The organism is Amycolatopsis sp. NBC_00345, assembly GCF_036116635.1.
GTDB lineage: Bacteria > Actinomycetota > Actinomycetes > Mycobacteriales > Pseudonocardiaceae > Amycolatopsis.
The window spans coordinates 2,825,499-2,849,134 of record NZ_CP107995.1 but is presented as its reverse complement, the minus strand read 5'-3'; the positions used below and the strand labels follow the sequence as shown (position 1 = coordinate 2,849,134).

Here is a 23,636-nt window from a genome sequence, read left to right as displayed (position 1 = left end):
GGCTTCCCTTCTCCGCTGCCGTCCGGGACGGCGTCACCACACCGGTGTCCGCGTTCGGCCGAGTTCCGCCGCGGTGACCAGCTGCCGGCCGCTGCCGGTGTCGATCGCGAACGTGAGGCGCTCGAGCACTTGCGCCAGCCGGGCCAGCATCTCGTCGTGGTCCGCGGCGACCCCGCTGATCAGGTCGAGCGGCCTCGTCATCACCGAAGCCGGCAGCGCGGTGCCGGGTTCGAAGTACGGCCGGTACCCGGTGACGCCCGGGACACGCCGGACGTCGTCGACGCCGAGGGTCTCGAGCAGCGTGAAGGCGCCGACCGGGGCCGGGGTGTTGTACTGGAAGTAGACCTGCCCGGGCCGGGGCGGCCTTTCGGGCGGCTCGGCCCCCAGCGCCAGCCGCGCGGTCAGCTGGACCATGTCCAGGCCGTGGGCCCTGCGGGCGAGGTCGTTGATGTGCCCGCCCATCCGGCCGTTGACCTCGATGATCCGCGGGCCGGCCGCGGTCAGCTTGAGCTCGGTGTGGCTCACTCCGAAACGCACCCCGAGCGCGGTCAGCGCGCGCCCGGTCAGCTCCTCGGCCTCCTGCTCTTCCGCCGGCGTCAGCGGGGAAGGCCAGAACTGGCCCACTTCGCGAAAGGGCGGCAGGGTCGGGAACTTCCCGGTCACCGCGAGGTGCCGGACCCCGCGCGGGGTCGTCATGCTCTCGACCGAGACGTAGTCGCCGAACGGCTCGCTGGGCCGCCCGGCCAGGAATTCTTCGAGCACGAGGCCGGCCACCGGGTCGGGGCCCGCCAGCAGGTCCGCGCTCAGCCGGGCGCCCGTTTCGGCGTCGGTGATCAGGTGTGTGTCCCGGCTTCCCTGTCCCCGCAACGGTTTGAGCACCGCGGGCACGCCGACCGCGGCCACCGCGGCCGGCCAGTCGCCGGCGTGGCGGACCGGGTGCACCCGCACCTCGTCGACGCCGTGGGCGCGCAGTTCGTCGCGCTGACGCAGCTTGTCGGTGAGCAGCGCCACGGCCGGGGCCGGGTGGAACCGGAGACCGAGCCGGTCGGCGATCCGCGCGGCGACCGGCATCATGGTGTCGCTGAAGGTCACCACGGCGTCGATCCCGATCGCGGTCAGGCGGGTGAGCACGGGTTCGAGACCGTCGTCCAGGAAGAGGACCTCGCCCAGCTCGCGCAGCAACGGCACGAGCGGTCCCGCGGGCCCCGCTTCGTGGCCCACGAAGACCAGGTCGCCGAGCGCGCCGAGGCTGAGCGCGACCTCGGCCGCATTGACCGCGCCGCGGTCGTAGGCGACGGCGAACGTGGTCACGCCGGTTCTTCCGGTGGCGCGGCCGCCAGCAGGCGCTGCGCGGCCGTGATGAAGTCGGCCAGCACCGGGTGCTCGAAGATGAGCCTGACCGGCACCTCGGCGTCCCACCGGGCGCGCAGCCGGGTGATCATCCTCATGGCGGCGGTCGAATGGCCGCCGAAGTCGAAGAAGTTCGTTTCCGGGCCGGCGGGCGGACTGCCGAGCACCTCGGTCCAGGCCTGGATGACGGTGCTGCCGACCGAGTCCGCATTCGTATCCACCGGCAAATCGGTCTTGAGTGATTTTTCCATTCACGTGTCTCCGGTATGTGCTGATCTTGGAGATCTTCGTAGCGATTCAAGCTAGCAGTGATCAATTTGTGGCCTGTCGGTAATTTTACCGACTCGGATGCGGTGGGGAATCCCCTTCCTTCGTTGGGAAAATGCGAGCTATAGTCCGGAGGAACGTCGAGCCCGGCGAGCGTCAGTCCTCGCTGAACAGGGCGGAAATCAGTACGGGATGTGCTCGGTGTCCGGGTTGCCCGCAAAGGTGCGGGCAGGTGAGAGGTAGTTTCATGTCATTTCTGGCGGCCGTGGAATCGGCCCGTTCAGTAGCGGTCTTCGATTCGAATCGATCCGCCGTACGGGTGAATGGAACACGAATGCTGGCCGATCTCGATAAATTGGCTACTTACGGTGTCGATCCCGAGGGTGGTTTGTCCAGGCTCGGATTCACTTCCGCGGAAGATTCTGCGCGTGCGTTTTTGCGCGAGGCCGCCGGGCGCGCCGGCCTCGGCAGTACTGTGGATCAAGCGGGCAATCTCTTCCTGCACCCCGGGGAAACGCTTCCGGACGGCCCGGTCGTGCTGATGGGGTCCCACGTCGACACGGTGCGGCGAGGTGGCCGCTTCGACGGTACCTACGGCGTCGTCGCCGGGCTGGAAGTGCTGCGGACGCTGACCGAACACGACCTGCCGATGCGGCACACCCCGGTTGCCGTGGCGTTCTCCAATGAAGAAGGCGCCCTTTTCCCCTATCCTTTCTGGGGTTCGCTGGCGGTCACCGGGCAGCTGGAGGCGCCCGCGGCCGCCGTCGACCGGACGGGGCGCTCGATCCGGGAGCCGCTGGCCCGCGCCGGCGGCGACCTGGACGCGATCGGGGAGGCCGTCTGGCCGCCCGGCACGGTGGCGGCCTACCTCGAACTGCACATCGAGCAGGGGCCCGTGCTCGAATCCCGGGGGATCCCGATCGGCGTGGTGACCGGCATCGTCGGGCGCACCATCATGGAATTCGAGGTGCGGGGCAAGCAGAACCACGCGGGAACCACCCCGATGGACCAGCGCCGCGACGCCCTCGTGGCGGCGGCGAAGCTGGTGCTGCGAGTCGAAGCGCTCTCGGCCGACCGGAAGCTGTGCGCGGTCAGCACCGTGGGCGACCTCGCCGTCGAGCCGGGACAGGCGAACGTGGTACCGGGCCGGGCCCGGCTGACGGCCGAGATCAGGGACCTCGACCCGACCCGGCTCGAAGTCGTCGAAGCGTTGCTGCGCGAGGAAACCGCGCGCTCCGCACGCCAATCCGGGGTCGACGTCACGTGCGTGACGACCATGCGCTCGGCGCCGGTCCGGACCGCCGCGCCGCTGCAGGCGGCGATCGAAGCGGCCGCGGCGGACCTCGCGCTGCCCGCCGTGGCCCTGCACAGCGGCGCCGGCCACGACGCGCAGATGATCGCCGCCGTCGCGCCGGTCGGGATGATCTTCGTCCCCAGCCGCGACGGGATCAGCCACGCACCCGAAGAACACACCGCGCCGGGACAGCTCGTCGACGGCGCCAACGTCCTCCTCCACGCCACCCTTCGCGCCTGACGAACCGGCGCCATCGACCGAAACGGGGAACAACCATGCCGAATGACACCGTGGAAGACGAATTCGAGTACCAGGTCGTCGTGAACGAAGAGGAGCAGTACTCCATCTGGCGCGTGGGCAAGGACATCCCGCAGGGCTGGCGGCCCGACGGGACCCGCGGGTCCAAAAAGGACTGCCTGACGCACATCGAGCGCGTCTGGGCCGACATGCGCCCGCTGAGCCTGCGCACGTTCATGGACCGGCAGGCGGCCGGGAACTGACCAGATCACCCCGGCACGAGGCCATCCGAGGAAGCATGCCCGCACCGAGAACGCCGTTCGCCCGGCAGTGCCTGGCGGCGCGTGACCGCATCGGACCCCTGGTCCGGCGCACCCCGATCCTGACCGACCCGGACACCGGGATCCACCTCAAATGCGAGAACGAGCAGGTCACCGGCTCGTTCAAGGCGCGCGGCGCGCTCAACGCGCTCACCGCCCTCGCGCCGGACGCCGTCGTCGTGGGCTCGTCCGGAAACCACGGCATCGCCACCGCGTGGGCCGCCTCCCGGATGGGGGCCGGCGCCACGGTGGTGATGACCGACGCGGCGAGCGCGTACAAGCAGCACCGGATCCGGCGGCTGGGGGCGCGGGTGGTCACGTGCGCCGGCGGCAACAACGCCCGCGGGGACCGGGTGGCCGAGATCGCGGCCGCGACCGGCGCGGTCCCCGTGTCGTCCTACGACCACCCGCTGGTGGTGGCCGGGCAGGCCTCGGTGGGCTTCGAGATCCTCGAGCAGCTGGCCGGGGCCACGACGATCGTGGTCCCGGTCGGCGGCGGCGGGCTGCTCGCCGGGGTGGCCTCCGCGGTGGAGGTCTCCGGCAGGCGGGTCCGCGTGGTCGCCGCCGAGCCACGCTCGGCCAACGACACCGCGCTGTCGCTCGCGGCCGGCCGGCGGATCGTGATCGACCCGCCGGTTTCCCTCTGCGACGGCGTGCTCGCCCAGTCGCCGGGGGAGTTCACCTTCCCGCTCATCCGCCGGCTGGTCGACGAGGTCGTCGAGGTCGGTGAGGACGAAGTCCTCGCGGCGATGCGGGAACTCGCCCTGCTCGGCCTGACCGTCGAACCGACCGGTGCCCTCGCCTTCGCCGCGGCCCGCACGCTGCCGGCCGCGGCGGGCACGGTCGCCGTCGTCAGCGGCGGGAACGTCGAGCCGGCCGAGTTCCGCCGGCTCACCGGAGCCAGCCGGTACCCCGCCCGTCCCTGATCGTCACGTGTTTCGGAGGAAGCCGATGTCCGGCGCACCGCGGCCCATGCCGCTGTCCTTTTCGCAGCAACGGTTGTGGTTCCTGGATCAGCTCGAACCGGGGAGCGCCGAGTACGTCGTTCCGTTCGCCTGGCGGCTCACCGGCGAGCTCGTCGTCCCCGCCCTCGAGGACGCGATCACCAGGGTCGTGTCCCGCCACGAGGTGCTCCGCGCCCGCTTCGTCGCCGAAGACGGCGAGCCCGCGCAGGTCGTGACGGCAGCGGAACCGGCCCGGCTGCCGCTGCTCGACTCCGGGGCTGACCTCGGCCAGGTGGTCGCCGGGTTCGCCGCCGAGCCGTTCGACCTGGCCCGCGGTCCCTTGTGGCGCGCCGGGCTGGTCCGGGCGGGCGAGCGCGACCACGTGTTCGTCTTCGCCGCGCACCACATCGTGATGGACGCCTGGTCGGCGCGGAACCTCGTGGACGAACTGGGCGAGTGCTACCGGGCGGCACTGGCCGGGCGGCAGCCGGTGCTGCCGGAACTGACCATGCAGTACGCGGATTTCGCGCGCTGGCAACGGGACCGGCTCGACGGCGCGGTCGCGTCCAGGCTGCTGGCGCACTGGCGACGGCGGCTCGACGGGATCCGGCCGCTCGACCTGCCGACGGACCGCCCGCGCGGCGCGCTCGCCTCGGCCGAGGGCACCGCCGTCGAATTCACCGTGCCGCCGGAGGTGGCCGACGGGCTGGCGAAACTGGCCGGCGAGCACCGGGTGACCTTGTTCATGACCGTGCTCGCCGCGGTCCAGGTGGTGCTCGGCCGCTACTGCGGGCAGGACGACGTCGCCGTCGGCACCCCCATCGCCAGCCGCGGCCGGGAAGAGGCCGAGGCGCTCATCGGGTTCTTCGTCAACACCCTCGTGCTGAGAACGGACCTCTCCGGCGATCCGACGTTCGCCGAACTGCTGGCCAGGGTCCGCGAGGTCGCTCTCGACGCCTACGACCACGAGGAACTGCCGTTCGAGCGGCTGGTCGAGGAGCTGCACCCGGATCGGGACCGGACCAGCACCCCGCTGATCCAGGCGTTGCTGGTGCTGAACACCACCTTCGACCACCTGGAGCTGGACGGCCTGCGCGCCGAGGCGTTCCCGGTGGAGTTCCTGCACTCGAAGTTCGACCTGACGGTCGGTTTCGTCGACAGCCCGGACAGCCTGTCCGGCTGGGTGCGCTACCGGACCGAGCTGTTCGACGCCGCCCGGATGACCCGCATGTGCGGGCACCTGCTGCAGGTTCTCGCCGCCGTCGCCCGCGATCCCGAACTTCGGCTGTCCGGCCTGCCGCTGCTCACCGACGCCGAGCGCGCCGAACTCGTGCCCGGCGGCTCGTCGGCGTCCGAACAGACGGAGCCCGCGCACGCGTTGTTCGAGGAGCACGCGAAAACGTCCCCGGACGTCGTCGCGCTCAGCGAACCGGACGGCGGAAGCCTCACCTACGGCGAACTCAACGCCCGGGCCAACCGGCTCGCCCGGCACCTGATCGAGGCGGGCGCCGGGGGTCCGATCGGTATCTGCCTGCGCCGGTCGGCCGAAGCGATCGTGGGCATCGTCGCCGCGCTCAAGACGGGAACCGGGTACGTCGCCCTGGACCCCGGGTACCCGCCGGCCCGGCTCGAATACCTCCTGGCCGACAGCGGGATCGACCTGGTGCTCGCCGACCGCGACACCGCGGCCGCGCTCCCGCCGGGGTTCGCCGGCCGGACGGTGGATCCGCGGGACCCGGCGATCGACGGCCGTCCCGGGCACGATCTCGCCCTGCCGGTGCATCCGCTCTCCATCGCCTACGTCGCGTACACCTCCGGCTCGACCGGGCGGCCGAAGGGCGTCGTCGCGACCCACGAGGCGGTGTCGACGCGGATCCGGCACATCCGGGCCGACTACGAACTCGGCCCGGCCGATGTCGTCCTCGCGATCGCGGGGTTCGGGTTCGACGCGTCGGCGCGCGAAATCCTCGGGACGCTCACGTCGGGGGCCCGGCTGGTGCTGGCCGGACCGGACGCGGCCAAGGACCCGGCCGGGGTGGTCGGCCTGGTCGCCTCGGCACAGGTGACGGTGATCGCGAGCACCGTGCCGTCGGTGCTGTACGAACTCGCCGCCCAGCCGGTCACCGCCGGTTCGCCCACCGCGGTCCGGCTGGTGCTGTGCAGTGGTGAACGGCTGCACGCCGAACGGCTGGCCGGCTGCTCCTGGCTGGCCGGGAAGGTGCTGAACCAGTTCGGCCCGACCGAAACCACGATCACGGTCACCTGGACGCGCATGCCGGCGGGCGCCGGGCCGTCGTGGCGCTACGACGTGGGTCCCGCGGTCGGCGACACGACGCTGTACGTCCTCGACGACGCGCTGAACCCCTGCCCCGTCGGCGTGCCCGGCGAGCTGTACATCGGCGGCCCCGGCCTCGCCCGCGGCTACCTGGGCCAGCCCGGCCTGACCGCCGAGCGCTTCGTGCCCGACCCGTTCGGCGGCGGCCGGCTCTACCGCACCGGTGACCGCTGCCGCTGGTCGCCCGAGCACACGCTCGAGCACCTCGGACGGCTCGACAACCAGCTGAAGGTACGAGGACTGCGTGTCGAGCCCGCGGAGATCGAAGCCGCCCTGCGCGCGCTCGAGCCGGTCGGCGACGCGGTGGTGATCCTGCGCGAGGACATCCCGGGAGACCAGCGGCTGACCGCCTACTTCACGACGTCCGGCGCGCCGCCCGCCACTTCGTGGCTGCACGCCGAACTCGAGCGGGTCCTGCCCGCGTCGCTGGTGCCGTCGGTCTTCGTGGCCCTCCCGGCCCTGCCGCGGACGGTGAACGGGAAGACCGACCGCAACGCCCTGCCCGCACCCGGGACCGAACGACCGGAGCTGGGCGCGGAGCCCGTGCGGCCGCGGACACCGGCCGAGACCGCCGTGGCCGACGTCTGGCGAGAGGTGCTCGGGCTGGACGAGGTCGGGGTCCTCGACGACTTCTTCGCACTGGGCGGGCATTCCCTGCTCGCCACGCACGTCGTCGCCCGGCTGCGCAGCCGGCACGGTTTCGCCGTATCCCTGCGCGACCTCTTCGCGGCGCGGACCGTCGCGAAGCTCGCCGCCCTCGTCTCCGCCGTTGATCCCGCGGAGACGGGCGAGTCCGCGGCGGAGGCACCCATCGCGCGGTCCGGACGGCGCGGCCCGGCGCCGCTGTCCTTCGCCCAGCACCGGCTGTGGTTCCTCGACCAGCTCGAACCGGGCAGCACCGACTACGTCATCCCCCTGGGCTGGGAGCTGTCCGGGGTGGTCGACGCCGGGGCGTTGCGCGTGGCGCTGACCGAAGTGGCGAACCGGCACCACACGCTCCGGACCACGTTCACGACCGTCGACGGCGAGCCCGTCCAGGTCGTCTCCCCGCCGGGACCGGTGCCGTTCTCCGTGCTCGAAGCAGGGGACGAGGAACTCGACGGCCTGCTGACCGGCTTCGTGGCCGAGCCGTTCGACCTGAGCACCGGGCCGATCTGGCGCGCGCTGCTGGTCCGGACCGGCCCGCGCCGCTCGGTGTTCGCGCTGACGATCCACCACATCGTCGCGGACGCCTGGTCGGCCGCGGTCTTCGCCGAGGAGATCGGCCGCGCCTACCAGGCCGCGGTCGAAGGGCGCGGTTCCGCGCCGGCGGACCTGCCGATCCAGTACACCGACTTCGCCAGGTGGGAACGGGACCGGCTGAGCGGTCCCGCGCTCGACGAGCCGCTGGCGTACTGGCGCGACCGGCTCGCCGGGACCGAGGTCCTGGACCTGCCCGCCGACCGGTCCCGTCCGGCCGCGGCCGAGACGGCCGGTGCCTGGCTCGACTTCACCTTGCCTGCCGGGACCGCCGCCGGGCTGCGGGAACTCGCCCGCGCCGAGGGCGCGACCCTGTTCATGGTCGTCCTCGCCGGGCTGCAGGCCGTGCTCGCCCGGTACACCGGCCAGGACGACATCGCCGTCGGCACCCCGGTGGCGCGGCGCGCCCGGCCGGAGACCGAGCCGCTCATCGGGATGTTCGTCAACACCCTCGTGCTGCGGACCGACGTCGGCGGGGACCCCGCCTTCACCGGCCTGCTCGGCCGGGTGCGGGACACCACGCTCGGCGCCTACGAGCACCAGGACGTGCCGTTCGAGCGGCTCGTCGAGGAACTGCGCCCGGACCGGGACCTCACGCGGACGCCGCTGTTCCAGGTTTCGTTGTCGGTGAACAACACCCCGGCGCTGCGGCTGCGCCTGCCCGGCCTGGCCCTGGCCGACCACCCGCTGTCCACCGAGCGCGCCAAGTACGACCTCGCCCTCGCGTTCACGGACAACGCCGAGGAGTTCTCGGGCGTGATCTCCTACCGCACGGCGCTGTTCGACGAGCGCCGGATCGAGCGGCTGGGCGAGCACCTGCGGACGTTCTTCGCCGGTGTCGTCGCGAATCCCGGCGCTCGGCTGTCCGCGATCCCGATGCTGACCGAGGACGAACGCCGGACGGTCGTCGAGCAGTGGGGCGCCGGCCCCGCCGAACGCCCCGAGGCGGCCGAGCGGCCGGGATGGATCCACCGCGTGCTTTCGCGGCACGCACAGGAGCAGCCGGACGCGGTCGCGGTCCGGGCCGCCGACGGCGGCACCCTGGGCTTCCGCGAGCTGGTGGACCGCGCCGAACGCCTCGCGAGCCACCTGCTGGAGTGTGGTGCCGGGCCGGAGCGGGTCGTCGGGATCTGCCTGGCCCGCCGCCCGGAAACGATCGTGGCCCTGCTCGCCGTGCACCGCGCCGGAGCGGCCTACCTCCCGCTGGATCCGCAGCACCCGGCCGAGCGCCTGGCCGCCACCCTGGCGGACGCGCACGCGGAAATCCTGCTCACCGACACCGCGCACGCCACCGAACTCGGCTCCCGGGTCCACGCGCACGTCGTCGACGTCGACGATCCGGCCACCGCACTGGCCGTCGCCGGGCACGCCCCCGCCGGGGACCCCGGTGGCCACCCGGAGAGCCTCGCCTACGTCATCTACACCTCCGGCTCCACCGGCACGCCCAAGGGCGTGCAGATCACCCACCGGGGGCTGGCGAACTACCTCGCCTGGGCCGCCGGCGCGTACCCCTTCCCGCGGGCCGGCGGGGCGGTCCTGCACTCTTCGCCCGCCTTCGACATGACCGTCACGTCGATCTTCCTGCCGCTACTGGCCGGCCGTCCGGTGCAGCTGACAGAGGAAGGCGCCGACCCGGCCGGGCTGCTGCCCGCGCCCGGCGCCGCCCTGGTGAAGCTGACGCCCACCCACCTCCGGGTACTGGCGGGCACCTCGCCGGCCGGTGTCGTGTTCCCGCCCGCCGTCATCGTCGGCGGTGAGGACCTCCCGGCCGCGGCGGCCAGTGAGGTGCTCGCCGCGCTGCCTCCCGGCGGTTACCTGGTCAACGAGTACGGCCCCACCGAGACAGTCGTCGGGTGCTGCGTGCACACGCTGCCCGCGGGGGCCATCGCCGGGCCGGGCAGCGTCCCGATCGGCCGGCCGATCGCCGGCACCCGGGTCCACGTGCTCGACGCGGCGATGTCGCCGTGCCCGATCGGCGTGGCGGGTGAGCTGTACATCGGCGGTGCCGGCGTGGCCCGCGGGTACCGGGACCGGCCCGGGCTGACCGCGGAACGGTTCGTCCCCGACCCCTTCGGGCCCGGCCGGCTCTACCGGACCGGCGACTCCTGCCGCTGGTCGCCCGACGGGCACCTCGAATACCTGGGCCGCACCGACTTCCAGGTGAAGATCCGCGGCCACCGCGTCGAACCCGGCGAAATCGAGGCGAAGCTGCTGCAGCAGCCCGGCGTCGCCGAGGCGGTCGTGGTGGCCAGGGAGGACACCCCGGACGACCGCCGGCTCGTGGCCTACCTGGTGCCCGGCGCGGACCAGCTCGACCTGCCGGCGTTGCGCGCCCGCCTGACGTCGTCCCTGCCCGGTTACCTGATCCCGTCGGCCTTCGTGGTGCTGCCCGCCCTCCCGCTGTCCGGCAGCGGCAAGGTGGACCGGCGGGCGCTGCCCGCGCCGGACACCGCGCGGCCCGACCTCGGCAGCGGCCCGGTCCCGCCGCGCGGCCTGCTGGAGGAGCTGGTCGCCGACATCTGGAGCGACGTCCTCGGCGTCGACGTGGTCGGGGTCTTCGACGACTTCTTCGCGCTGGGCGGGCATTCCCTGCTGGCGACCCAGGTCGTGTCCCGCCTCGCGCGGACGAGCGGCCGCGAGGTGCCGCTCCGGCTGCTGTTCGAAGCACCCACGGTGGCCGGGATGGCCCAGCGGCTGTCCGGAGCGGGTGGCGGGACCGCGCTCAGCCCGATCCCGCACGCCGACCGCGCGGCCGGGCTCCCGCTTTCCTTTGCGCAGCAACGGTTGTGGTTCCTCGACCAGTTCGAGCCCGGCAGCACCGAGTACATCGCGCCGATGGCCTGGCGGCTGACCGGCGACCTCGACCCGGCCGCGCTGGAAGCGGCGCTGGCCGCGGTCGTGGCGCGGCACGAGGTCCTGCGGACGGCGTTCCCGACCGTGGAAGGCAAGCCGTCCCAGCACATTTCGGCCGCGGTGGCGGTGACCCTGCCGGTCCTGGAGGCCGGCGACCGCTCGGCCGAGCAGGTCGTCACCGACTTCGTGTACCGCCCGTTCGACCTGGGTACCGGACCGCTGTGGCGCGCCGCCGCCGTCCGGCTCGGCCCGCGGGAGCACGTGCTCGTCCTGGCCATGCACCACATCGTCGCCGACGCCTGGTCGTCCGGCGTGCTCGTGCGGGAACTCAGCCACCACTACCGGCAGGGCGCCCCCGCGCTTCCGCCGCTCGCGACGCAGTACGCGGACTTCTCGGCCTGGCAACGGAACTGGCTCACCGGGCCGGTGCTGGACGCCCAGCTCGGCCACTGGCGCGACCGGCTGGCCGGCCTCACGCCGCTCGAGCTGCCGGCCGACCGCCCCCGCGAAGCCGTCCGCTCGACCAACGGCGCCGCGATCGAATTCACCGTGCCCGCCGAGGCCGCCGCCGGACTGCGGCGCCTGGCGCGGGACCACCGGGCGACGCTCTTCATGGTGGTCCTCGCCGGGGTGCAGGCCGTGCTCGCGCGGCACTCCGGGCAGCACGACGTGGCGATCGGCACCCCGATCGCCGGGCGCAACCGGACCGAGGTCGAAGACCTGGTCGGGTTCTTCGTCAACACGCTCGTCCTGCGCGCGGACCTGTCCGGCGACCCGGCGTTCACCGAGCTGCTGGAGCGCGTCCGCACGGTCACCCTGGACGCCTACGAGCACCAGGACCTGCCCTTCGAACGGCTGGTGGACGAACTCCGGCCCGAGCGCGACCTGGCGCGCACCCCGCTCTTCCAGGTCATGCTCACCCTCGACAACACCCCGCCCGGGGAATGGGCGCTGCCCGGGGTCGCGGTCACGGAGTTCCCGCTCGGCGCGCGCCACGCCAAGTTCGACCTCACCTTCGCCTTCACCGATACCCCGGACGGGCTCGAGGGCGTCATCCGCTACAGCACGGCGTTGTTCGACGCCGGCCGGGTGATCCGGCTGGGCGAGCACGTCCAGCGTGTGCTGGGCGCGGTCGCTCGGGACGCGGGCCGGCGCCTGTCGGACCTGCCCCTGCTCACCGAGCGGGAACACGCCCAGGTGGTCGATGAGTGGAACCCCGCCGGTGGCCTGCCGACCGGATCCGCGTTGCTCCACGAGCTGGTCGAGCGGCACGCCGCCGAGCGCCCGGACGCCGTCGCGGTCACCGACACCGACGGCGCGGTCCTGACCTACGCCGAACTCAACCGCCGGGCGAACCGGCTGGCCCACCACCTGCGCCGGCGCGGAGCCGGCCCGGAACAGCTCGTCGGGTTGTGCCTGGAGCGCTCGGTCCGGACTGTCGTGAGCCTGCTCGCCGTGCTCAAGTCCGGTGCCGGGTACCTGCCCCTCGATCCCGCCTACCCGGCGGAACGCCTCGCGTTCATCATCGAGGACGCCCGGACCGCGCTCGTCGTCACCGACGCGTCCACCGCCACCCGGGACTGGACGGCCGAGGTCGTGAACCTCGACGACGAGGCGCTCACCGCGGTGCTCGACGGCCTGCCCGGCACGGATCCGCGGCCCGCCATGAGCCCGCAGAACCTGGCCTACGTCATCTACACCTCGGGCTCCACCGGCAAACCCAAGGGGGTGCAGGTCACCCACGCGAACGCCACCCGGCTGTTCGAGGCGACCCGGGAGACCTTCGGCTTCGACGAAGAACAGGTGTGGCTCTCGACGCACAGCTACGCGTTCGACTTCTCCGTCTGGGAGATCTGGGGCGCGCTGACCACCGGCGGGCGGACCGTGATCGCGTCGAACGCGGTGGCGCGTGACCCCGGGCGGCTGGCCGCGGTCGTCGCCGAACAGCGCGTCACCATGCTGAGCCAGACGCCGACGGCGTTCCGGACCCTGATGGCACCGCTGCTCGCCGGGGGACCGGGACACCTGCGGTTCGTCGTCTTCGGCGGCGAGGCACTCGACCTGACCACGCTGCGTCCCTGGTTCGACGACGACCGGACCCGGGACGTCGCGCTCGTCAACATGTACGGCATCACCGAGACGACGGTGCACACGACGTCGCTCGTGCTGTCGCCGTCGACCCGGGGCGACGCCGCGGCCGGCCCGATCGGCCGGGCCCTGAGTGACCTGCGCACCTACGTGCTGGACGCGGACCTGGCGCCCTGCCCGATCGGCGTGCCCGGCGAGCTGTACGTCGGCGGCGCCGGCGTGACCCGCGGCTATCTGGGCCGCCCCGGGCTGACCGCGGAGCGGTTCGTTCCGGACCCCTTCGGCACCGGCCGGCTCTACCGGACCGGCGACGTCGGCCGGTGGTCGGCGGACGGGGTCCTGGAGTACCTCGGCCGGACCGACCGCCAGGTGAAGATCCGCGGGTTCCGGATCGAGCTCGGCGAGATCGAGGCGAGGCTGCTGGAATCCGCCGACGTCGCCGCGGCCGTGGTCACCGCGCGGGAGGACAAGCCGGGCGAACGCCGTCTGGTCGGCTACGTCGTGCCCGCCGGGCGGACGCCGTCGGTCTCGGAGTTGCGGGCCTGGCTGGAGCGGACTCTGCCCGCCCACCAGGTGCCCGGCGCCTTCGTCTTCCTGCCGGCGCTGCCGCTGACGGCCACGGGCAAGGTCGACCGCCGTGCCCTGCCCGCTCCCGGTGCGGCACGGCCCGAACTCGCCTCCGGTTTCGCCGAACCACGCACCCCCGCGGAGGAACTGCTGGCCGGCGTCTGGGCCCAGGTCCTCGGGCTCGACCGGGCCGGGGTGTTCGACAACTTCTTCGACCTCGGCGGGGACTCCATCCTGAGCATCCAGATCGTCGCCAGGGCCGTGGCCGGCGGGATCCGGATCACGCCCCGGATGGTGTTCGAGCACCAGACCATCGCAGCGCTGGCCGCGGCCGCCGAGACGGCGCCGGTCGTACGGGCCGAGCAGGGCGCGGTGACGGGCGACGCCCCGCTCACGCCGATCCAGCACTGGTTCTTCGCCCGGGACCTGCCCCGGCTCGACCACTACAACCAGTCGATGATCGTCACCGTGCCGCCGGCGGCGACCGAACAGGACCTCCGGCTGGTCTTGGCGCGGCTCGCCGGGCAGCACGACATGCTGCGTGCGCGGTTCACCCCGGGACCGGACGGCTGGACGCAGTCCGGCACGGCCGAAGTCCCCGGCGATCTACTGTGGACAGTGCGGTGCGAGACCGAATCCGCGCTCACCGCCGAGGCGGACCGGTTGCAGGCGAGCCTGGACATCCGGGCCGGGCGGGTGTTCGGCGCACTGCTGGCCGATCTCGGCCCCCGCGGGCGGCGGCTACTGCTGGTGGCTCACCACCTCGTCGTCGACGGCGTCTCCTGGCGGGTGCTGCTCGAAGACCTGGAGACGGGCTACCGGCAGGTGCGGGCGGGCCTGCCGATCACGTTGCCCGCCAAGACGACGTCGTTCCTGCAGTGGGCGAGGATGCTGCCGGAGTACGCGGTTTCGCCCGCCGCCGCGGAGGAAAGCGGCTTCTGGCGGAAGAGAACGGGCCCCGGCGCCGTGATCGCGGTCGACCACCCCGGCGGCGACAACACCGTCGAGTCCGCGGCGCGGGTCTCGCGTGAGCTGAGCGCGGACCTGACCCGCGCGTTGCTCGTCGAGGTGCCTGCTGCGTACCGGACGCAGATCAACGACGTCCTGCTGACGGCGCTCGCCCTGGCGATCCGGCCGTACGCGACCGCCTCGGACGTCGTGATCGACTTGGAGGGGCACGGCCGCGAGGAGATCGTGGCGGGGGTGGACCTGTCCCGGACGGTCGGCTGGTTCACCTCGATCTACCCGGTGGCGCTGAACACCGGGGGCGGCACCGGCATCGCCGAGGTGCTCAAGGAAACCAAGCAGGCGTTGCGCGAGATCCCGCGCAACGGCGTCGGCCACGGGATCCTGCGGCACCTCACGCCCGACGGCGCCGGCCTCACGGACTCCGGCGGGCAGGTGCTGTTCAACTACCTCGGGCAGTTCGACAACGTGCTCGCGGCCGACCGGACGTTCGGCGGCGCCGAGGAAGCGCGGGGAAGCGGGCAGGCCCCGAGCGGACGTCGCTCGCACGTGCTGGAGCTCAACTCCGAGGTCAGCGGCGGCCGCTTCCGGATCACGGTCGGCTACTCCCGGAACCTGCACCGCGCGGAAACCGTGGACCGGCTCGCCGACGCCTTCGTCGCCGAACTCGCCGCGGTCATCGCCCACTGCACCGCCCCGGGCACCACCGGCGCGGTCCCCGCGGACTTCCCGCTCGCGGGTCTCGACCAGCAGACCCTCGACCTGATCATCGACGAATACCGAAGGGACGTCTGATGGAGGCCTCGCCGCTGGAAGACATCCTGCCGCTGTCACCGATGCAGGAGGGGATGCTGTTCCACAGCTTGCTGGACCCCGACGGCGGCGTGGACTTCGAGCAGCTGCTGTACCGGTTCGACGGGACGCTCGATACCGCCGCGCTCGAACGGGCGTGGCAGGCGGTGGTGGCCCGGCACACCGCGCTGCGCGCCCGGCTGCGCTGGCAGGGCGTCGACCGTCCGCTCCAGCTGATCGAGCGGTCGGTGACGGTGCCGTTCGCCGTGCTCGGCCGGTTGCCGTCCGGCGGCCTCGAAGAGTGGCTGGCGCAGGACCGGCGCGAAGGCATCTCGCTGGCCAAGGCGCCGCTGCTGCGGGTCACGCTGTTCCGGGAGGCGGACCGGGCGCACCTGATGGTGCTCAGCTTCCACCACGTGCTGCTGGACGGCTGGAGCGTGCGGCTGGTGCTGCGCGACCTCATGACGTTCTACCGCGCCGAAAGCGAAGGCCGGCACGTGGTGCTGGAGCCCGCGCCGCAGTACCGCTCGTTCCTGCGCTGGCTCGGCGCCCAGGACACCGCCGCCGCCGAGCGGTACTGGAAGGGGGAGCTGGCCGACTTCACCGCCCCGACGAAGATCACCGCGGACCGGCCGGGTACCGATTCCGGCTTCGACGTGGCCGAACTGGAGCTCGACGCCGGGGAGTCCGCCCGGGTGCGGGAGTTCGCCCGGACGCAGCGGATCACCGTCAACACCGTGCTGCAGGGCGCGTGGGCGCTGGTGTTGTCCCGCTACACCGGCGAACGTGACGTCGTCTTCGGCGCCACCATGAGCACCCGGCCGCCGGAAGCCGAACGGGTCGAGTCCATGGTCGGGCTGATGATCAACACGCTGCCGCTGCGGGTGCGCGTCGAGCCGGCGAAACCGGTCGGCGAGTGGCTGAGGTCGGTCCAGGACGCCCAGCTCCGCCTGCGCCAGTACGACTACACACCGCTCGTGCTCGCGCAGACCAGCAGCGGGGTACCGCAGGGCACGCCGCTGTTCGAAAGCCTGCTCGTGTTCGAGAACTACCCCGCCGCGACCACGGCCGACCAGTCGGCGGGCGGCCTGGAACTCGTGCCGGTCGGCGCGCGCGAACGCAACGGCTACCCGCTCAGCGTCGTCGCCGCGGTCCGCGACTTCCTGCGCGTGGAGATCACCTACGACCGGGCGCGGTTCGACAGCCATCGGGCCGCCCTGCTCGCCGGGCACCTGCGCACCCTGCTGCTCGGGCTGTCCGCGGATCCCGCCACCGCGGTCGGCGACCTCGGCATCCTCACCCCGGAGGAGCGGCGGCGGATCGTCACCGAGTGGAACGCCACCGACGCCGAGTACCCCGCCGACCGTTGCGTGCACGAGCTGTTCGCGGCGTGCGCGGCCCGTACTCCGGACGCGGTCGCCGTGGTGGACACCGACGGCACGCGGCTGACCTACGGCGAGCTGAACGCCAGGGCCAACCGGCTGGCTCACCACCTGCGCGGGCTCGGGGCCGGGCCGGAGCAGCGGATCGGGATCTGCGTCAGCCCGTCGGTGAACGCGCTGGTGGGGATCTTCGGCATCCTCAAGTCCGGCGCCGCCTACGTGCCGCTGGACCCGGGGCACCCGGCCGAACGGATGCGCTTCATGCTGGACGACACCGGCGCCGAGCGGGTCCTGGTGGAACCGCGGACGCGGCCGGACCTGCCGGCGGAGTACGCGGACCGGGCCATCGTGCTCGACGCGGACGTCTCCGTGGCGGCCGGGCTGCCGGAGACCGACCCGGGCGCGCCCGTCCGCGCGGACAACCTCGCCTACGTGATGTACACCTCCGGCTCCACCGGCCGGCCGAAGGGTGTCCTGGTGGCGCACCGGGGCCTGGTCAACTACCTGTGGTGGGCCATCGACGGCTACGGGCTGGGCGGTGCGTCCGGTGCCCCCATGCTCGGGTCGATCGCCTTCGACCTCTCGATGCCCAACTTCTTCCTGCCGCTCATCGGCGGCAAGGACGTCACCCTGCTCGCGCCCGATCGCGGGCACGACTCCCTGCGGGAGCTGCTGGCCGCCCCCGGTGACTTCAGCCTGCTCAAGATCACCCCCGGGCACCTCGACCTGCTGCGCGGCATGATCGGCGAGGACGAGCAGCTCGGGTCCGTCCGGACCTACGTGGTCGGCGCCGACGAGGTCAAGCCGGAGACCCTCGCGGCCTGGCAGCGGATCGCCCCCAAGTCCCGGGTGATCAACGAGTACGGCCCGACCGAGACCGTCGTCGGCTGCTCGATCTACGTCGCGGACGAACGGTTCGACCCCTCGGTGCCCGTGCCGATCGGGCGCCCGATCGCGAACACCCGGATGTACGTGCTCGACGAGGCGCTCAACCCGGTGCCGGTGGGCGTCGTGGGGGAACTCTGCATCGGCGGTGACGGCGTCGCCCGCGGGTACCTGGGGCGCCCGGGTATCACGGCCGAGCGGTTCGTGCCCGACCCCTTCGGTCCCGGGCGGCTCTACCGCACCGGTGACCTGGCCCGCTTCCGGCCCGACGGCGACCTGGAGTTCCTCGGCCGCACCGACCACCAGGTGAAGATCCGCGGGTACCGCGTCGAGCTCGGCGAGATCGAGGCGCGCCTGCTGTTGCTCGACGCGGTGTCCGAAGCGGTGGTCGTCGCGCGTGAGGACACCCCAGGGGACCGCCGGCTGGTCGCCTACCTCGTCGCGGACGGCGACCTCACCGAGCCCGACGTCCGCGAGTGGGTCGCGGCGGTGCTGCCCGCCTACATGCTGCCCGCCGCGTTCGTGTTCCTGCCGGCGTTGCCGTTGTCCGGCAACGGCAAGGTCGACCGGCGTGGCCTGCCCGCGCCCGGCGGTGCCCGGCCCGGCCTGGCGGCCGGTCCGGTCCGGCCCCGGACGCCGTCCGAGGAGCTCGTCGCCGGCGTCTGGTCCGACGTGCTCGGGATCGACGAGATCGGCGTGCTCGACGATTTCTTCGCGCTGGGCGGGCATTCCCTGCTGGCGACCCAGGTCGTGTCCCGGCTGAGCCGCCTCGGTGGCGCCGAGGTGCCGTTGCGGGCGTTGTTCGCGAACCCGACGGTGGCGGATCTGGCCCGGCTGCTCGACGAACGGCGGACCGGCCGGCGGATCCCGCCCATCGAGCGGGTGGCCGGGGACGGCGACCTCTTCCCGCTGTCGTTCGCCCAGCAACGGCTGTGGCTGCTCGACCAGCTCGAACCGGGCAGTACCGAATACATCGTCCCGCTGGCCTGGCGGCTGACCGGCGCCCTCGACGTCGCGGCCCTGGAAACCGCGCTCGGCGGGGTGATCGCCCGGCACGAGGTGCTGCGGACCACGTTCGCCGGCGGGGAAACCGAAGCGGGACAACGGATCCACCCCGCCGGCCCGGTCGGGATCCCGATCATCGACGTCGGCGGCGAAGCACTCGACGACGTCATCCGCGCGCTGGCCACGAAGCCGTTCGACCTGGTGGCGGGCCCGGTCTGGCGCACCGCGTTGTTCCGGGTCGCGGCGGACGACCACGTCCTGCTGTTCGCCACCCACCACATCGCGATGGACGCGTGGTCCGCGCGGAACCTCGTCCGGGAACTGGGGGAGGGGTACCGGGCCGCGCTGCACGGCGTCGAGCCCGAAACACCCGCTCCCGCGGTCCGGTACGCGGACTTCGCCGTCTGGCAACGGAACTGGCTGCGCGGCGACGTACTCGACGAGCAGCTCGGCTACTGGCGCGACCAGCTCACCGGCGTCCCGCCGCTGCAGCTGCCGACGGACCGGCCACGCGCCGCGGTCCGCTCGACCGAAGGCGCGTCACTGGAATTCAGCGTGCCCGCCGAACTCGCCGCGGGTCTGCGCGGACTCGCCCGGGAACACCGGACGACCCTGTTCATGGTCATCCTCGCCTGCGTCCAGCTCGTCCTCGGCCGTTATGCGGGCCAGAACGACGTCGCCGTCGGCACGCCGATCGCCGGGCGCAACCGGCGTGAGGTCGAGGGGATGATCGGCTTCTTCGTCAACACCCTGGTGCTGCGCACCGACCTCGGCGGTGATCCGCGGTTCGCCGAGCTGCTCGACCGGGTGCGCGAAGTGACGATGGGCGCCTACGAGCACCAGGACCTGCCCTTCGAACGGCTCGTCGAAGAACTCCAGCCCGAGCGGGACTTCGCCAGGACCCCGCTGTTCCAGGTGATGCTGTCGGTCAACAACGTGCCCTCCGGCGAGTGGGAGCTGCCGGGCGTGCACGCCGAAGAGCACGGCTTCACCACCAACCAGGCGAAGTTCGACCTCACGCTGGCCTTCGCCGACACCCCCGGCGGCCTGCTCGCCGGCATCCGGTACAGCACGGCCCTGTTCGACGCCGAGCGCGTGCACCGGCTGAGCGAGCACGTGCAGCGGATCTTCGCGGCCGTCGTCGCCGCTCCGAAAGCCCGGCTCTCGGAGCTGTCCCCGTTGTCCGAGGCGGAATACGAAAGCCTGGTGCACGGCCGCAACGCCGACCGGACCAGCCACGTGCCCGCCGGGGTGACCGGGCTGCACCGGCTCTTCGAGCAGCAGGCGGCCGCCCGCCCGGATGCCGTCGCGCTGGCGGGCGCAGCCGAGCTGACGTACGCGGAGGTCGACCGGCGGGCGAACGCCTTGGCCGCACGGCTGCGCGAGCGCGGTGCCGGCCCGGAGGTGTTCGTCGGGATCTGCCTGCCGCGCAGTGCGGAAGCCGTGATCTGCGCGCTCGCCGTGGCGAAGACCGGGGCGGCGTTCGTCCCGATCGACGGGCACCAGCCGCAGGACCGGGTGTCGTTCATCCTCGACGACACCGGCACCGAGCTGGTCCTCACCGACGCCGCCACCGCGGCCGGGGTGCTCACCGGGTTCCGGGGCGAAGTGCTCCTGATCGACCAGGACGACGCCGCGGCGGAGCCACGGCCGGTCCTGCCCGCCGCGATCGACCCCGGCAACGCCGCGTACGTCGTCTACACCTCCGGCTCGACCGGGCGTCCCAAGGGTGTCGTCGCCACCCACGGCAACGCGCTGGCCCGGATCGGCTACCTGCGGGACGAGTACGGCATCGGACCGGCCGACACCGGGATCACGCTGTCCGGCTGGGGTTTCGACGCCTCCGTGCGCGAGATCTTCGTCGCCCTGTCGGCGGGCGCGAAGCTGGTGGTGACCGACCCGGACGCCGCCAAGGACCCGGCCTCGGTCGTGGCCCTGCTCGCCGGGCACCGCGTGACCACGATCCTCAGCGTGGTGCCCACCCTGCTCTACGAGCTGGCCGCGCAGCCGGTGCCCGAGGCCGGCCTGGCCGCGGTCCGCCTCGTCCTGTGCAGCGGCGAGCACCTCTACGCCGAGCGGCTGGCGGATTGCGCCTGGCTCGCGGGCAAGGTGGTCAACCAGTTCGGCCCGACCGAAACCACGATGACCGCGACGCGGATCCGGGTCCCGGCCGGCGGCGGGTCGTCGTGGACCTACCCCGTCGGCGGCCCCATGGCCGGCACCGAGGTCTACGTCCTGGACGAGGCGATGTCGCCCTGCCCGGCGGGTGTCCCCGGCGAGCTCTACATCGGCGGTGCCGGGGTCAGCCGCGGCTACTGGCACCGGCCCGGGCTGACGGCCGAGCGCTTCCTGCCCAACCCCTTCGGCGGCGGCCGGCTGTACCGCACCGGGGACCTCTGCCGCTGGGGACCGCACCAGGTGCTCGAACACCTGGGCCGCACGGACCACCAGGTCAAGATCCGCGGGTTCCGGGTCGAGCTCGACGAGATCGGGACGCACCTGCGGGCGCTGGAGGCCGTGGCCGAAGCCGTCGTCGTGGCGAGGGAAGACGAGCCGGGAGACCAGCGGCTGGTCGCCTACGTCGTACCCACCGGCACCGGCACCGCGGTCTCGCAACTGCGCGCGTCGCTCGAAGAATCCTTGCCGGAGTACATGATCCCGTCCCGGTTCGTGCTCGTGCCCGCGTTGCCGAAGACGGCGAACGGGAAGATCGACCGGCTGGCGCTGCCGGATCCCGACTCGGCGCGCCCGGAACTCGGGTCGGGCTTCTCGGCCCCGCGCACCGAGCTGGAAACGGTCATCGCCGGGATCTGGCACGAGGTGCTCGGGGTCGACCGGGTCGGGGTGTTCGACGACTTCTTCGACCTCGGCGGGCATTCGCTGCTCGCCGCGCACGTCGTCGCCCGCCTGCGCGCCCGGCACGACGTCAAGGTGCCGCTGCGGGCGGTCTTCGAGGCGCGGACCGTCGCCCGGCTGGCCGAATTGGCCGGGCCGGCCGCGGCCGAGCGGCCGGCGGTGGCCGAGCCGGGCCTGGTACCGCTGAACACCGGCCCCCGGGACCGCACCCTGTTCTGCGTGCACGAGGGGACCGGCAGCGTCACCGGGTACTACGCGCTGGCGCGGGCGCTGGAGCCGGACTTCGCGCTCGTCGGGCTCGACTTCGACGAGTCCCTCGTGACGGCCTCCGCGCCCGACCAGGTGGTGGCGATGGCCGAGGTCTACGTCGAGCGGATCCGGCGGTGGCAGCCCGCGGGCCCGTACCGGCTGTGCGGCTGGTCGTTCGGCGGGATCGTCGCCTACGAAGCCGCGGCCCAGCTGATCCGCGGGGGCGCCGAGGTGAGCTGGGTCGGCTTGGTCGACTCCGTCGTCCAGGCACCGGAGACGCGCCAGCGGCATCTCCTCGACGGGCTGCTCGACGAGATGATCGCCGTGGCCGAGGACATCTCCGAAGCGGATTGGACCGGCCTCGCCCCGCGCCGGCTGACGGAACTGCTGCGGCAGGCCGGTTTCCGGGAGGAGCAGATCGGGCTCGGGAAGGACGCGCTGGAGAGCGTGCTGCGCCGCAACCGGTTCTTCCGCATGGCCAAGCGCAACTACCGGCCGCGGCCCGCCGACGTCCCGCTCACCGTGCTCAAGGCGACCGAAGGCAACTGGTCGTGGCCCTGGTTCGAAGCGTGGCGCGAGCACGCGCCGCGCACCGAGCTGCTGGAGGTGCCGGGCACGCACCTGTCGGTGCTCGAAGAACCCCAGCTCGCCCAGGTGGTTTCGGTGTTCCGGGCCGGGCTGGAGGCGGCGGAATGACCGCTCGCGAAGAACCCGCGGCGGCCGCGCCCGAGGCGGCCGGCCCGGCGGAGATCCCGGTGCCGCTGAGCCGCAACCGCGACTTCAGGCTGCTCTGGGTGAGCCAGCTGGCGTCCGTGCTGGGCAGCCGGATGTCCTACGTCGCCTACCCGCTGCTGGTGCTGTCGCTGACGGGGTCGCCCGTGCTCGCCGGCCTGGTCGCGACGGCGCGGGGCGTGCCGCAGTGGCTGCTCGGTCTCCCGGCCGGGTTCTTCGCGGACCGGTGGGACCGCCGGCGCCTCATGCTGACGTGCGACCTCGTCCGGTTCGTCGCTCTCACCAGCATCGTCGGCGGGCTCGCGACGGGCTGGCTGACGTACCCGCACATCATCATCGTGGCGCTCATCGAAGGCTCGGCCACCGTGCTGTTCTCACCGGCGGAGGTGGGGGCGTTGCGGCACGTCGTGCCCGCGTCCCAGCTGCGCGCTGCGACCGCGCGCAACGAAAGCCGTGAATACGGCGCGATGCTGGCCGGCCCGCCCATCGGCGGGACGCTCTTCTCGATCGCCTCGCTGCTGCCGTTCCTCGGTGACGCGCTGTCGTACCTGGTCTCCTACGTCACCGTGTCGATGATCAAGACCCGGTTCCGGTCGGCGCCGGTGTCGGACACGAAGGCGCTGTCGCTGATTTCGGGGGTGCGTGACGGGCTTCGCTGGCTTGTCCGCCAGCCCTTCCTGCGCGGCAGCGCCCTCATGGTCGCGGCCACGAACCTCGTCGGGAACGGCATGCCCACGCTGCTCGTCGTGATCGGCCACGAGTCCGGCACGCCGGCCGCGCTGGTCGGCACCGTGCTGACGGTGGCCGCGGTGGGCGGGCTGCTCGGGTCGTTCGCCGCGGCGTGGGCGGCCGACCGGATACCCGCGTCCTGGATCGTCATCGGGTTCCCGTGGGTGTGGGCGGCACTGCTGCCGATCCTGCTGGTCGCGGGCAACATCGTCGTGATGGGTGTCGTGTTCGGGCTCATGCTCGCGGCCGCGCCCCTGTGGAACTCGGTGCTCTCCACCTACCGCATCGTGCTCGTCCCCGACGAGCTGCTGGGCCGGGTCGACAGCGCCTGCCGGTTCATCAGCCAGTCGGCCACCCCGCTCAGCCCGCTGCTGGCCGGGCTGCTCCTGCAGTTCTACGGCAGCACGACGACCGTGCTGGTGATGCTCGGCTGGCTGGTGCTGGTCGCGCTGGTGGGCACCATCGTGCCCGCGCTGCGTCACCCGCCGGTGCTGCCCGGCGACGGCAAGCAGCCGTCCGACCCGGTCGCCGCCTGACCGGCCCCCG

Annotated in this window: 8 protein-coding genes; 6 read left to right on the top strand and 2 right to left on the bottom strand. The window is 72.8% G+C overall.

Annotation, left to right across the window (positions count from 1 at the left end; genetic code table 11):
• Nucleotides 1-33 precede the first annotated feature (33 nt).
• Complete coding sequence (locus tag OG943_RS12665) at nt 34-1,311, bottom strand: hypothetical protein (protein ID WP_328609933.1); 1,278 nt, start codon at nt 1,309-1,311, stop codon at nt 34-36.
• Nucleotides 1,308-1,571, bottom strand: coding sequence for a phosphopantetheine-binding protein (locus OG943_RS12660; protein WP_328609932.1), 264 nt, complete (start codon nt 1,569-1,571; stop codon nt 1,308-1,310). Before OG943_RS12660 ends, OG943_RS12665 begins: the two co-directional genes overlap by 4 nt.
• Nucleotides 1,572-1,849: 278 nt before the next feature.
• Here OG943_RS12660 and OG943_RS12655 point away from each other — a divergent pair, with 278 nt between their 5' ends.
• Genes OG943_RS12655 through OG943_RS12630 form a run of 6 tightly spaced genes read left to right on the top strand, consistent with a single transcriptional unit; the run spans nt 1,850 to nt 23,626 of the window.
• Nucleotides 1,850-3,151, top strand: coding sequence for a Zn-dependent hydrolase (locus OG943_RS12655; protein WP_328609931.1), 1,302 nt, complete (start codon nt 1,850-1,852; stop codon nt 3,149-3,151).
• A gap of 35 nt (nt 3,152-3,186) precedes the next feature.
• Complete coding sequence (locus OG943_RS12650) at nt 3,187-3,411, top strand: MbtH family protein (protein WP_328609930.1); 225 nt, start codon at nt 3,187-3,189, stop codon at nt 3,409-3,411.
• A 35-nt stretch (nt 3,412-3,446) separates the two neighbouring features.
• Nucleotides 3,447-4,394 (top strand): pyridoxal-phosphate dependent enzyme, encoded by a 948-nt coding sequence (locus OG943_RS12645; RefSeq protein ID WP_328609929.1) that lies wholly within the window; start codon nt 3,447-3,449, stop codon nt 4,392-4,394.
• Nucleotides 4,395-4,419: 25 nt separating this feature from the next.
• Nucleotides 4,420-15,255: a non-ribosomal peptide synthetase gene (locus OG943_RS12640; RefSeq protein WP_328609928.1), complete on the top strand. Its 10,836-nt coding sequence runs from the start codon at nt 4,420-4,422 to the stop codon at nt 15,253-15,255.
• Nucleotides 15,255-22,325: a non-ribosomal peptide synthetase gene (locus tag OG943_RS12635; protein ID WP_328609927.1), complete on the top strand. Its 7,071-nt coding sequence runs from the start codon at nt 15,255-15,257 to the stop codon at nt 22,323-22,325. The genes OG943_RS12640 and OG943_RS12635 overlap by 1 nt, the downstream gene beginning before the upstream one ends.
• Nucleotides 22,322-23,626, top strand: a complete 1,305-nt coding sequence (locus tag OG943_RS12630; RefSeq protein WP_328609926.1) for an MFS transporter — start codon at nt 22,322-22,324, stop codon at nt 23,624-23,626. The genes OG943_RS12635 and OG943_RS12630 overlap by 4 nt, the downstream gene beginning before the upstream one ends.
• Nucleotides 23,627-23,636: the final 10 nt, after the last annotated feature.

Coding starts and splice junctions, on each gene's coding strand:
- OG943_RS12645 (WP_328609929.1), top strand. CDS start 3,447: ATGCCCGCACCGAGAACGCCGTTCGCCCGGCAGTGCCTGGCGGCGCGT.
- OG943_RS12630 (WP_328609926.1), top strand. CDS start 22,322: ATGACCGCTCGCGAAGAACCCGCGGCGGCCGCGCCCGAGGCGGCCGGC.
- OG943_RS12650 (WP_328609930.1), top strand. CDS start 3,187: ATGCCGAATGACACCGTGGAAGACGAATTCGAGTACCAGGTCGTCGTG.
- OG943_RS12635 (WP_328609927.1), top strand. CDS start 15,255: ATGGAGGCCTCGCCGCTGGAAGACATCCTGCCGCTGTCACCGATGCAG.
- OG943_RS12640 (WP_328609928.1), top strand. CDS start 4,420: ATGTCCGGCGCACCGCGGCCCATGCCGCTGTCCTTTTCGCAGCAACGG.